The organism is uncultured Paenibacillus sp. (assembly GCF_963515335.1).
GTDB lineage: Bacteria > Bacillota > Bacilli > Paenibacillales > Paenibacillaceae > Paenibacillus_I.
This window is the reverse complement of sequence record NZ_CAUPYC010000095.1, coordinates 1-11,525: the sequence shown is the minus strand read 5'-3', so window position 1 is coordinate 11,525 and position 11,525 is coordinate 1. Positions and strand designations below refer to the sequence as shown.

General features: G+C 59.4%; 13 protein-coding genes. All 13 read left to right on the top strand.

The annotated features are described in order from the left end of the window. The first annotated feature begins 263 nt into the window (after positions 1-263). The 13 genes from RWM61_RS19280 to RWM61_RS19220 all read left to right on the top strand — a co-directional run bounded on the left by RWM61_RS19280 (position 264) and on the right by RWM61_RS19220 (position 11,348). Positions 264-1,343, top strand: a complete 1,080-nt coding sequence (locus tag RWM61_RS19280) for a BMP family protein (RefSeq protein ID WP_314003853.1) — start codon at positions 264-266, stop codon at positions 1,341-1,343. Positions 1,344-1,456: 113 nt separating this feature from the next. Further along, entirely contained in the window at positions 1,457-2,965 is a 1,509-nt protein-coding gene (locus tag RWM61_RS19275) for an ABC transporter ATP-binding protein (protein WP_314003851.1), read from the top strand. Then, entirely contained in the window at positions 2,952-4,022 is a 1,071-nt protein-coding gene (locus RWM61_RS19270; RefSeq protein ID WP_314003848.1) for an ABC transporter permease, read from the top strand. Before RWM61_RS19275 ends, RWM61_RS19270 begins: the two co-directional genes overlap by 14 nt. After that, entirely contained in the window at positions 4,006-4,920 is a 915-nt protein-coding gene (locus RWM61_RS19265) for an ABC transporter permease (RefSeq protein ID WP_314003846.1), read from the top strand. The genes RWM61_RS19270 and RWM61_RS19265 overlap by 17 nt, the downstream gene beginning before the upstream one ends. Positions 4,921-4,957: 37 nt before the next feature. Beyond that, on the top strand, positions 4,958-5,629 hold the full coding sequence (locus RWM61_RS19260; protein ID WP_314003844.1) for a sulfite oxidase-like oxidoreductase: 672 nt from the start codon (positions 4,958-4,960) through the stop codon (positions 5,627-5,629). A gap of 1 nt (position 5,630) precedes the next feature. Beyond that, entirely contained in the window at positions 5,631-6,389 is a 759-nt protein-coding gene (locus RWM61_RS19255; RefSeq protein WP_314003842.1) for a purine-nucleoside phosphorylase, read from the top strand. 358 nt (positions 6,390-6,747) lie between these two features. Then, complete coding sequence (locus RWM61_RS19250) at positions 6,748-6,909, top strand: hypothetical protein (RefSeq protein ID WP_314003840.1); 162 nt, start codon at positions 6,748-6,750, stop codon at positions 6,907-6,909. Between the two features lie 158 nt (positions 6,910-7,067). Then, on the top strand, positions 7,068-7,370 hold the full coding sequence (locus tag RWM61_RS19245) for a LiaF transmembrane domain-containing protein (RefSeq protein WP_314003838.1): 303 nt from the start codon (positions 7,068-7,070) through the stop codon (positions 7,368-7,370). 139 nt (positions 7,371-7,509) lie between these two features. Continuing rightward, positions 7,510-8,181: a PspA/IM30 family protein gene (locus tag RWM61_RS19240; RefSeq protein WP_314003836.1), complete on the top strand. Its 672-nt coding sequence runs from the start codon at positions 7,510-7,512 to the stop codon at positions 8,179-8,181. Between the two features lie 5 nt (positions 8,182-8,186). After that, complete coding sequence (locus tag RWM61_RS19235) at positions 8,187-8,666, top strand: PspC domain-containing protein (RefSeq protein WP_314003835.1); 480 nt, start codon at positions 8,187-8,189, stop codon at positions 8,664-8,666. A gap of 4 nt (positions 8,667-8,670) precedes the next feature. After that, entirely contained in the window at positions 8,671-9,354 is a 684-nt protein-coding gene (locus RWM61_RS19230) for a PspA/IM30 family protein (protein ID WP_314003833.1), read from the top strand. A gap of 334 nt (positions 9,355-9,688) precedes the next feature. Continuing rightward, positions 9,689-10,714 (top strand): sensor histidine kinase, encoded by a 1,026-nt coding sequence (locus RWM61_RS19225; RefSeq protein ID WP_314003831.1) that lies wholly within the window; start codon positions 9,689-9,691, stop codon positions 10,712-10,714. After that, positions 10,698-11,348 carry a response regulator transcription factor gene (locus tag RWM61_RS19220; protein WP_314003829.1) on the top strand — a complete coding sequence of 217 codons (651 nt, stop codon included), beginning with the start codon at positions 10,698-10,700 and terminating at the stop codon, positions 11,346-11,348. Before RWM61_RS19225 ends, RWM61_RS19220 begins: the two co-directional genes overlap by 17 nt. The last annotated feature ends 177 nt before the right edge of the window (positions 11,349-11,525 follow it).

Here is an 11,525-nt window from a genome sequence, read left to right as displayed (position 1 = left end):
ATTTGACGCGCTTTATTCAACTTTTCAAGAGGTTACTTTCCGAATCCATGTTGAATATGAAGCTCCTTGAACATGTGTTCAGGGAGTTTTTTTGTAGTATAGTAAAGACGAGCATCTAATCGTATAAGCTTCAGTAATCCGTCGTACGGCTGTCGAGCAAGAGTCGAATTTTGTCGATTTTGACTTAACCTGACATTGACAGCAGGCAATAAAAGCCACTACATTTAAAAGTGGCACTTTAAACGAGAAGGAGAGAAACAAACATGAAGCGATGGTCAGTTATGGCAACCGTATTGGTGTTGGTTGCGGCGTTGATTGCAGGATGCGGCGCCAACAACGGCAACGGTGGAAATAGCGGTAACGGGGCGGCGAACGGGGGAACCGATGCCGGCACGAATGCCGGTGCGGGCAACGGTGCGGCGGAAGAGCAGAAGCGCATCGCGCTTGTAACGCCTGAGAAAATTGGTGTTAACCCGTTTTTCACCCAAATGGAAGAAGGCTTGAACAAAGCGGCCGTGGAGTTCAATTTTGAAGCGAAGGTTATCGAGTCGGCGGATCCGTCCCAAGTGGAGCAGAATCTGCGCGCGGCCGTTGCCGAAGATTACGACCTGATCATCACAGCGGCATTCTCCGCAGTTGATGCGCTTGCCAAGGTTGCGGCCGAGAATCCGGACCAGCCGTTCGCGATTGTCGACAGCTTCGTCGATGCACCGAACGTACGCAGCATTGAATTCCGCGAACACGAGGCCGCCTACCTGCTCGGCGCGGCGGCGGGCCTTGCGACAAAGACGAATACCGTCGGCGCCATCGTAGCGATGGACGTGCCGCTGCTCGGCAAGTATACATCCGGCTTTGGGCAGGGCTTGGCATCGGTCAACCCGAACGCCAAGTTCCTGGTGAACTATGTCGGCAGCTTTACCGACCCGGCGAAGGCGAAGGAGCTGGCGCTGCTGCAGTCGTCGCAAGGGGCCGATTTTATCGCGGGTATGTCCGCAGTCGGTGATTCCGGCGTGTTCGAAGCTGCTAAAGAAAAAGGCTTCTACACGTCCGGTCAGGATACCGACCGCACGGGTGAAGACCCCGAGCGTATCGTGCTGTCGCAGCTGAAGGAAACGGACACGGTTGTTTATGAAACGGCCAAGGATTTCACTTCCGGCAACTTTACTTACGGCGGCGTGAACTACGGCTTGAAGGAGAACGGTGTAGGTTTGACGTTCGTAACGGCGGAATCTTCTTCTCCGCTCAGCCCGTTCATCGGTCAAGAGAACGTGGACAAGCTGAAAAAAATCCGTGACGACATTGTTGCCGGCACGATCGAAGTGAAAAACCCGTTGGCTCAATAAGCGTTCCGACGGGTAAAATGGAATATGCAAACGAGAACCGGTTGCCAACTGTCGCAGCCGGTTTCTGTTGTTCCGGTTTCCGGTATTTCTTGGGCGGAAGGAGCGTACGGTTCATGCTGCTGCAGATGGAGAAAATAATGAAACGGTATGGGAGTTTAACCGCAAACGATGAAGTCGATTTTACACTGCGCGAGGGTGAAATACATGCGCTTGTCGGTGAGAACGGCGCCGGCAAATCCACATTGATGCGTATTCTGTATGGAGAGGAACGGCCGACGGAAGGACGGATTCTGATCCGCGGACAAGCCAGGGAATTCGCTTCCCCCGCGGATGCGATCGGCGCCGGTATCGGCATGGTGCATCAGCATTTTATGCTGTTCCCCTCTTTTACCGTAGCGGAAAACATCGTCATCGGACGCGAGCCGAAGGCCGGGCCGGCCTTTGACCGGAAAGCGGCGGCGGAGCAGGTCAGGGCGCTTTCCGAAAAATACGGCATGCCCGTCGATCCATGGCAAACGGTGGCCGACTGTCCGGTCGGGATTCAGCAGCGTGTGGAGATTCTGAAGGTGCTGCACCAAGGCGCCTCCATCGTAATTTTGGACGAGCCTACAGGCGCGCTGACGCCGCTTGAGGTGGAGTGGCTGCTGAAAGCGATCAAGGGCTTGTCGAAGCAGGGGATCAGCTTCATACTGATCAGCCATAAGCTTCAGGAGGTCATGGAGGCCGCCGACCGTATAACGGTGCTGCGCGACGGCCGTGTAACGGGAACGGTTGCGCCGGGCGAGACCGACCCCGCGGGGCTGTCGCGCATGATGGTGGGCAGAGAACTGGTGCCGTTCCGCAAAATGCCGCTGCAGCCGGGACGCGATGTGCTCGACGTGCGCGGCGTGACGGTGAAAGGTCCGAAGGGCGGCAAAGTGCTGCTCGACCGGATCGGGTTTCGCGTTCGCGCAGGGGAGATCGTCGGCGTGGCCGGCATTTCCGGCAATGGCCAGTCGGAGCTCATCCAGGCGATAGCCGGTTTGCGCCGGATAGACGAAGGCCGAATTGTGTTGGACGGCAAAGATGTGACCCGAGCCGAACCGATGGCGATCCGGGAAGCCGGGCTGGGGCATATTCCGGAGGACCGCTATTTATGGGGAGCGGCGAAGGAAGAAACCGTTGCGGATAACGGCGTGATGGGCCATCAGGGCATATTCAGTCGGGGCGGGCTGCTGCGTCAGGGGAAAATAAGGGAAACGGTCGCTCGCTGGGTGAGCGATTACAAGGTAAAAACGGGCTCGATCGACACGAAGGCGAAGCATTTGTCGGGCGGCAATATGCAGAAGCTCATCGTGGCGAGAGAAATGGCGCACGGGTCGCCGTTCGTTATCGCGGCGGAGCCTACGCGCGGCGTCGATGTCGGAGCGATGGAAGCGATCCACGACGCGCTGGTCAAGCGCCGCGACGAGGGCGGAGCGGTGCTGCTCGTATCCTCCGAGCTGACGGAGATTCTCAAGCTTTCGGATCGGATCATCGTGCTGTACGAAGGGCGAATCGCCGGCGAAATGGATGCGGAAGACGCGACAGAGGAACGAATCAGTCTGTTGATGGCGGGAGGGAAAGCCGATGAAACGGCTTAATATGGCGGCAACGGTGCAGGCGCTGCTCCCGCCTCTCACGGCAGTGCTGCTCGGACTGTTGGCCGGGGCGGTTGCGATCGCGGCAGTCGGAGGCTCGATTACGGAAACCTATGCCGAGATGTGGAAGGGCGCATTCGGAAATTTTTATTTTACCACCGGGACGTTTACCCGGGCGACTCCGATCATACTGGCCGGTCTCGGTGTAGCGCTGGCTTTTCGCGCCGGTTTTTTCAACCTTGGCGCCGAAGGCCAAATGAATCTGGGCGCGCTTGCCGCCGCCGTCGCCGCATTATACATACCGGGTGCGCCGCTGCTTAAGCTCGTATACGCCATTCTGGCCGGTATGCTGGCCGCCGGGCTCTGGTCGGCGCTTGCCGGCTGGCTCGATATTCGGTTTCGGTTGAATTTGCTGATCACGACCCTGCTCCTGAATTATATTGCGACGTTGTTCGCCGGTTATATGGTGTCGTTCCCCTTGAAAGCGCAGGGCGGCTCCGGCGCCTCGCAGACCGAGATGCTGGACAAGGGCGTCTGGCTGCCGAAGCTTTTTCAAGGAACGACGCTTCATGCCGGGTTTATCGTTGCGGTGCTGGGGGCGATTCTGCTCGCCTTGTTTCTCCGTTATACGGTAAAAGGCTATGAAATCCGCATGCTCGGCAGCAACCCGCTGTTCGCGGCTTACGGAGGCGTCCGCCGGGGACGGCTGATGGTGGCGAGCATGCTCGCGAGCGGCGCGATCGCGGGCCTGGCCGGGACGTTCGAGGTGCTCGGCACACAGTACCGCTATATGGACAATATGCTGACCGCGCCGCAGTATGCGTGGTCCGGCATTATGGCGGCGCTGCTGGCCGGCTCGAATCCGCTCGGCACGGCGTTCGCGGCGGTATTGATCGCGGCGCTGCAGACAGGAGGCATGGGCGTGGAGCGCAATACGGAGGTTCCGCTCGAAATATCGAGTGTGATCCAGGCCGCCCTTATTTTGTTCGTATCGGCAAGGATCACATTCTCCTTCATCAAAAGCAGGAAAGCGAGGGCTGCCGATGGACGCGTTTCTTGATTGGACGCTGCTCAGCTCCACGATCCGGATGGTGACGCCTTTGCTGCTCGCCGCCCTTGGGGGTGCGCTGTGCGCGCGCGTCGGCATTTTCAACGTGGCTCTGGAAGGGATGATGCTGACCGGCGCGTTTACGGCCATACTCGGCAACCATCTGTTCGACAATGTCTTGCTGGCGATTCTGTTCGCAGTTTTGTGCGTGGCGCTGGTCTCGCTTTTATTCGGTTATTTAAGCATACATTTGGAAGCCAATGCGATCGTCGTCGGCATTGCGCTGAACTTTTTGGCAGCGGGCCTGACCGCCTTCAGCTTGTTTGCGATCTTCGGTGTGAAGGGTCAGTATTACGATAAGGAAATGGCCGGGCTGCCGGTCTGGGACATCCCCGTGCTGCAGGATATTCCGGTGCTGGGCGACGTGCTGTCCGGCCATTCTCCGCTCGTCTATCTGGCATTTGTTCTGGCTGCGGCGCTGCATTACTATGTATTCCGCACGGTGTCCGGCTTCCGGATGACCGCGGCGGGCGAAAGTCCGCAAGCTGCGCAAAGCCTGGGTTTGAAGGTCAAGCGGTATCAATACGGCGCCGTCGTGGCGAGCGGTATTTTGTCCGCATTGGCCGGAGCGCAGCTGTCGCTCGGACAGGTGACGCTTTTTACCGAAAATATGACGGCCGGACGCGGCTTCATCGCACTCGTCGCGACCATGCTCGGTCAAAGCAATCCGCTGGGCGTAACGGCGGCCAGCCTGCTTTTCGGCTTCATGGACGCGGTCAGCATCCGGCTGCAAGGGTTCGCGCTGCCCACGCATTTTACGATGATGGTGCCCTATGCGGTAACGATCGTCGTGATGTTCTTTTTCAAGGACCGGGCGTATTTGCGCCAATCCGGCCGGATCGGCCGATAGCTTGGCTTTCATCATCATATTGCGGGAGGGATGCGGGATGCACGGCAAGGCAGACAAGCTGAAAAAGGTGAAGGCGCCGCGGCCGAACGTAGACGGCAGCCTGAGGGACCGGCTGCCTCCCGGGCAGGCGCTTACGGAACGTTTTCCGATTTTGCATGAAGGCGAGGTGCCGTCGTACGATCTGGCGGCTTGGCGGCTTTCCGTCTTCGGCGCCGTGGGGACGGAGCGTTCTTTTACATGGGAGGAGCTGCAGGCGCTGCCTCAAACGGGCACCGTTTGCGACATCCACTGCGTGACGCGCTGGTCCAAGTTCGACACGGAATGGGAGGGCGTGCGGTTTCGTGACTTGGCCGCGCTGCTGGACGTCGATCCGGAAGCCCGACATGTCATGTTCCATGCCGACCAGGATTACGACACGAATGTGCCGCTCGACGATCTCATGGGGGACGATGTGCTGCTCGCCTTCCGTTATGACGGCAAGCCGCTGACGGACAAGCACGGTTTTCCGGCGCGTATGGTCATCCCCCATCTGTATTTCTGGAAAAGCGCGAAGTGGGTGCGAGGCATCGAGTTTATGAAGGAGGACCGGCCAGGCTTCTGGGAGCGCAACGGCTTTCATAATACGGCCGACCCGTTTCGCGAGCAGCGGTTCTCCGGCGAGGCGCTTCCGATTCCGGAGGACGAATGGACGAAGAAGGAGTTCGATTGAGATGGCTTTGCTGCCGATATTGCGGGTCGATCCCGCCGATATGCCGGCTCATGCGCTTGTATGCGGCGACCCGTTCCGTGCGGAGGCGATCGCGCGCAAGCTGACGGACGCGAAGGAGCTGGCTTATGCGCGTGAATACCGTACGTTTGCGGGTGAGTATGACGGTGTGCCTGTGGCGGTGGTAAGCCATGGCGTAGGCTCGCCGGGAGCGGCGGTTTGCTTCGAGGAAATGATCAAGGCGGGCGTCACGACGATCATCCGCGTCGGCACGGCCGGCGCTTTGGCCGACGGGCTGAGGGCCGGCGGCCTGATAGTCAGCACGGCGGCGGTGCGTGAGGAGGGGTTGACGCGGCAGTTGGTGCCGCTGGCATTCCCCGCGGTGGCTGACGGAGCCGTGACGGAAGCGCTGTATGAGGCGGCGCTGGCCGTGCCGGGGGAAGGGGCGGTGGGCAAGGGCGTGACGCTGACGATGGACGCGTTCTTCAGCGGTGTCGTCGAGCTGCCGCATCGAACCTATAAGCAGGCCGGCGTGCTGGCGGTCGAGATGGAAATTGCCGCGCTCTATGTGGTGGCGGCGCTGAGAGGCGCGCGGGCCGGCGCGATCGTGGCGCTCGACGGCGATTCGACCGCGGTCGATGAGGAATACGATCCGCACCGCAACGTCGTCGCCGAAGCGGTGGACCGCGAGATCGAAGCGGCGCTGCGCGCGCTGGCGAAGCTGGCCAGGCAGGCGAAGCAGGGGAAGCAGGCCGGAGGGTAAGTAGAAACAGTATCGTGATTAGAGGCGGAACGAGTTGCAAGGAAGACCGTATCTTGACGGGGCAGTCGTCGGGGTACGGTTTTTTCGCATGCGCGGAAAACGAGAGACGATCGGGGGTGGTACAAGGTGCAAAACCTGCACTTTGAATTTGTAGTCGGCTACGGTGTCAGCGCCTGAGGTGCAAAACCTGCACTATGATTTGCGCAAAATGCCCGAAATCAGTCATTTCGCGTGTTTGAGGTGCAGGTTTTGCACTTGGCCAGGCCGAATTCGGCTGAAACGGAGAAATAAGGTGTATAAAATGCACTTCATGGTGCTGTTTGCACAGCCCGGCTTGATAAGAGGGGGTAGGGAAATCATGGACAGCAGATATGAGGGGATGGAAGCTGCGGCGGAAGGAGGACACGGCCGGACACAGCCGGGCACAGCCGGGCACAGCCGGGACACTGGCGTGACACAGCCGGACACAGCCGGACACAGCGGACACGGGCGGACGCGGGCGGGACACGGCGAAACTTAGATTGACAAGTTGCCGGGTCTAGGGCCGCAGGTACCGGCTCCCCCCCGACTCGAGTCCAGGCGCAAAAACCGCCGCAGGTCGGTTTTGGCGAATGCTTTTTCCACCTAGAATAAAGACATAAGCGAACGAGATACATAAAAGAAAGGCGGTGACATTCGATGAACGGCAAAACGGCAATCGGCGCGGTACTCACGTTCCTCGGTATCGTGATGGTGCTGAAGGTATTCGGACTTCCGTTCGGGGCATTTCTCGGCCCGGTATTCGGCTTCCTTTTCCCTCTGATCCTGATCGGCCTTGGCGTACTCGGCATCAAGAACGGCAAGAAAATGATCGGCGGCGTGCTTCTCGCTTTCGGCATCATTATCCTGATCGGCAAGCTGTCCGGAGTGATTTTCTTCCTTCTGGCGGTCGGCTTGATCGTATGGGGCGTTTCGATGCTCAGACGCAAACGGGCTTGTTGATCGCACGAAGCGAACGCAAATTACCGAACCATCTGAACCATGCGAACCACCGGGATGAGTTGACGAACTGAACGAGTTGCCCAAGAGAACCGAACAAAGCAATCGCAATAACTAGATCCGAGGAAGCGGAGGATATACGATGAGTTTGATGCGACGCGTGCGCGACATAACGGTCGCCGCCTTGAACGAACGGTTGGAGAAGGCCGAGGATCCGGTCCGGCTGATCGATCAGTTTCTCTGGTCGACGCGGGAGGAGATTCTGCAGGCGGAGAAATTGTACCAGCAATACTCGGCGCACGCCGGTCAATTGAAGGCGCAGTGGCTCCAGGCCGAGCAGCAGAAGGACAAGCGGGAACAGCAGGCGATCACGGCGCTGAAAGCCGGCGAAGAGCATATTGCGAGAATCGCGCTCCAGGAGAAGCAAAGCCATGAGCAGCGCGCGGTCCAATATAAAGAGCTGTATGAGCAAGGCCGGTTAAACGTAACGGAGCTCGAGGAGCTTCTGAGAGAGCTTCGCAGCGAATATCAGTCGGTGTACGACAAGCGCGAGTTCTATGCGGCCCGGATGGAGTCGCTCCGGCTGCAGCAGCGGATGAACCAGCGCTACGGCGTCCATGGCGCCGCCGGGCAGCCCGACAACATGTTCCGCCGGCTGGACGACCGCATCTCCGATATGGAGCATGAAGCGAGAAGCCTGCGGGATTTGCGCCGCGCCGGACAGGAGTTTCTGACGCAGGCCGGCAGCACGGTGCAATCGATCGTCGAGCAGGAGCTGCAGCAGTTGAAACGCAAATTAGAGAGAGAGGGCTGAATCACTTGAGGAAATTATACCGGTCCACACGGGATAAAAAGCTGTTCGGCCTCTGCGGCGGCCTTTCGGAGGCGATGGGCGTCGACGCGACGCTTCTGCGGATTCTGGCCATCGTGCTGGCGGTGTTCACAAGCGGAGGATTCATCCTTGTCTATATATTGGCCTCGCTGGTCGTACCGAAGGAGCCGCCGATGTACGGCGGATTCGGCCCAGGCCCCGGCGGATACGGCGGCTATGGCGGAGGCGGCGGTTATTACAGCAACCCGAACAACGCGTACGGCGGCGGCCAGACGTGGAGCAATTGGCAGAACCAAGGCTCGCACTCGCATGTGCCGCCTCATGGCACGCCGCACGGGGGGCACCAGGCGCCGCCGCAAAGCCCAAGCAATCTTGACGCCATGATGGACGATTTGGAGAAAAAAGCGCTCCGCCGCGAAATTGAAGAATTGAAAGCCAAACTGGCGAAACTCGAGAAAGGGGAATAACACAATGGGAATTTTCAAACGAATGAAGGAAATGACGAAAGCCACCTTGCATGAGATGCTGGACAAAATGGAGGATCCGGTCGTCATGCTGAACCAATACCTCCGCGACATGGAGGCCGAGATTCATCAGGCGGAAGTTACGGTAGCGAAGCAAATGGCGAACGAGCGGCGCATGAAGCAACGCCTCGAGGAAGCGGCGCGCCATGCGATAGACCGCGGCACGAAGGCCGAGCACGCGATCCGCGGCGGACACGAGGAGCTGGCGCGCAAACTGCTGGAGGAGAAAATTTTCTTCGATCAGAAGACGACGGAATACAGCGACCTGCATGCGCAAGCCAAAGGCCAGGCAGACGAGCTGATTGTCCAGCTTCAAGAGATGAAAGAGGAGTTCTACCAGCTCCGCAACAAGCGCAACGAGCTGGCTGCCCGCTCCCAAATGGCGAAGGCGCAGAAGCAAATGTCGCAAATCGGAGGCGCGCACACGATCGAAAGCGGCAACGCGGCCCGCGGCTTCAACCGGATGGAAGAGAAAATCATGCAGATGGAAGCCGAAGCGGAAGTCATGCGCGCGCCGGGCCTGTTCAAGACGACGGCCGGCTACAGCACGGTCGATGCGGAGAAGCAGCTGAAGGTCGAAGAGCAGCTGCAGGCGCTGAAGAGCAGGCTGAACCAGCCGGCAGGCGAATAACGAGCGACGCCAGGCAACGGTGGCGGCCGGGCCGGCAGGCTGAGCCGCCGCCGTCCGACCGGCCGGTATGCCGCCGCCGTCGAACCGCACTGCAGGCTGAGCAGCAGCCGTCGGACCGGCCGGAAAGGCCGCGGCGCACCCGACCCGGGTGTTCCGCGGCTCTCTCCATGCGGCCGGCCGCATACATAAACCTTCGCACCGCGCGCGGCTCCCAGCGCGCGGTGTGGCGTTGCATGACAGCGGTCAACGGTATTTACAACAAATGCCGAAAACTCGATAATGGCATTATTCGTATATAAGAGAGACGGAACCGGCGGAAAGGGTGACGGACTGCATGTCGGTCAAGAGAGGAGCGGGCAAGCCGGGGCGAACGCCGAAGCATGCGAAACGAACCGCTGCGGAAACGGCCTTATGGCTGCTCGTTATTCTGGGCCTGCTTGTGCTCGTGCTTCAAAGCACCGGCTACGTCAAGGTGTTCGCGCTGCAGGAGCGGTTCGCGGCCATCGTGCTGTCGGTAATCGGTCTCGGCCTCGCGGGCGCAGCGATATACAGCTATGTGCAAGGCTTAAGGCTGAAGGAGACGATTCTGCGGCTCAGCGAGCAGCCGCGGCGCAAAAGGCGGACGGTAACGCTGCCCGGGCACGCGGACGAGCGCGAGAGCGAAGAGGAACCTTCGGCGGAAGACAAGGCATGGACCGAGCAGGTCAAATTCAGCGCGGTCATCGAGGAGCGGGAGCGGCTCGCGCGCGAGCTGCACGACGCGGTCAGCCAGCAGCTGTTCGCGATTTCAATGACCGCTACCGCCGTCAAGCGGACGCTCGACAAGGACTTTGAGCGGGCGCGGCGGCAGGTGGAGCTGATCGAGGAGATGGCCTCCGTCGCCCAGTCGGAAATGCGCGCGCTGCTGCTGCATTTGCGGCCGATCCACCTGGATGGCAAAAATCTTGCGCTGGCGCTGGAGGGTCTGATCGAGGAGCTTCGGCAGAAGGTGCCGATGACGATCAATCTCGAGGTGGATTCGACGGTTGCGCTACTGCCGCAGGCGGAGGATCATTTGTTCCGCATCGTGCAGGAGGCGCTCTCCAACACGCTGCGGCATGCCAAGGCGACGCGGATGGATATCGGCCTTCGCCTGCACGGCCGCCAAATCCGGCTGACGCTGCAGGATGACGGGGTTGGCTTCGACACCGATGACAAGAAACAAACGTCCTACGGCTTGCTGACGATGCAGGAGCGGGTTCACGAAATGGGCGGTACGATGCATTTGCACAGCGCGCCGGGCGAGGGAACGGGCATTGACATCCGTTTGCCCGTCATCACGAACGAAAGAGGGAACGAACGGGATGGAGCAACCCATTAAAGTGCTGCTGGTCGACGACCACGAGATGGTGCGGATCGGACTGGCGGCGGTGCTTGATACGGAGGACGGCATCGAGGTTGTGGGGGAAGCGAGCAACGGCCTCGACGGCGTACGGCTGGCGCAAGCCTATAAGCCGGATATCGTGCTGATGGACCTCGTCATGGACGGGATGGACGGCATCGAGACGACGCGCAAGATGCTCGAGCTTTGTCCCGACTGCAAGGTGATCGTCCTGACCAGCTTTGTCGACGACAGCAAAATCTACCCGGTTATTGAAGCCGGCGCTTTCTCCTATTTGCTGAAAACGTCGCGGGCGACCGAGATCGCCGACGCGATCCGCGCCGCGGCGCGCGGGCAGTCGGTGCTGGAATCGCAGGTGGCGGCCAAAATGATGAACCGGTTCCGCGAACCGAAAAAACCGGATCGCAAGCCGCTGCACGAGGAGCTGACCGACCGCGAGATGGATGTGCTCAAGCTGCTCGCCCAAGGGAAGTCGAACCAGGACATTGCGGACGACCTGTTTATCGGCATCAAGACCGTGAAATACCATATCACGAATATTTTTGCGAAGCTCGAGGTGGAGGACCGCACGCAGGCGGCGATTTACGCGCACAAGAACGGGTTGGGGGAATAGAGCGCTTTCCGCAAAATGTTCGGCTGCACGCCGCCTTGCCGGACGATTCCGGAGCAAACGCAGCAGCGGATCTCATAATCGTTTAACATTTTTTTCTTATAATCGATTTTGATAAAAGTTATTCGTAAGTATTCAGTAAACCCGCACAGAGCGGGATAAATATAACTGGACACACCA

What these genes read in the sequence shown, in the direction of transcription:
- RWM61_RS19230 (WP_314003833.1), top strand. Translation starts at nt 8,671, where the DNA reads ATGGGAATTTTCAAACGAATGAAGGAAATGACGAAAGCCACCTTGCAT.
- RWM61_RS19245 (WP_314003838.1), top strand. Translation starts at nt 7,068, where the DNA reads ATGAACGGCAAAACGGCAATCGGCGCGGTACTCACGTTCCTCGGTATC.
- RWM61_RS19275 (WP_314003851.1), top strand. Translation starts at nt 1,457, where the DNA reads ATGCTGCTGCAGATGGAGAAAATAATGAAACGGTATGGGAGTTTAACC.
- RWM61_RS19250 (WP_314003840.1), top strand. Translation starts at nt 6,748, where the DNA reads ATGGACAGCAGATATGAGGGGATGGAAGCTGCGGCGGAAGGAGGACAC.
- RWM61_RS19225 (WP_314003831.1), top strand. Translation starts at nt 9,689, where the DNA reads ATGTCGGTCAAGAGAGGAGCGGGCAAGCCGGGGCGAACGCCGAAGCAT.
- RWM61_RS19255 (WP_314003842.1), top strand. Translation starts at nt 5,631, where the DNA reads ATGGCTTTGCTGCCGATATTGCGGGTCGATCCCGCCGATATGCCGGCT.
- RWM61_RS19260 (WP_314003844.1), top strand. Translation starts at nt 4,958, where the DNA reads ATGCACGGCAAGGCAGACAAGCTGAAAAAGGTGAAGGCGCCGCGGCCG.
- RWM61_RS19240 (WP_314003836.1), top strand. Translation starts at nt 7,510, where the DNA reads ATGAGTTTGATGCGACGCGTGCGCGACATAACGGTCGCCGCCTTGAAC.
- RWM61_RS19220 (WP_314003829.1), top strand. Translation starts at nt 10,698, where the DNA reads ATGGAGCAACCCATTAAAGTGCTGCTGGTCGACGACCACGAGATGGTG.
- RWM61_RS19265 (WP_314003846.1), top strand. Translation starts at nt 4,006, where the DNA reads ATGGACGCGTTTCTTGATTGGACGCTGCTCAGCTCCACGATCCGGATG.
- RWM61_RS19280 (WP_314003853.1), top strand. Translation starts at nt 264, where the DNA reads ATGAAGCGATGGTCAGTTATGGCAACCGTATTGGTGTTGGTTGCGGCG.
- RWM61_RS19270 (WP_314003848.1), top strand. Translation starts at nt 2,952, where the DNA reads ATGAAACGGCTTAATATGGCGGCAACGGTGCAGGCGCTGCTCCCGCCT.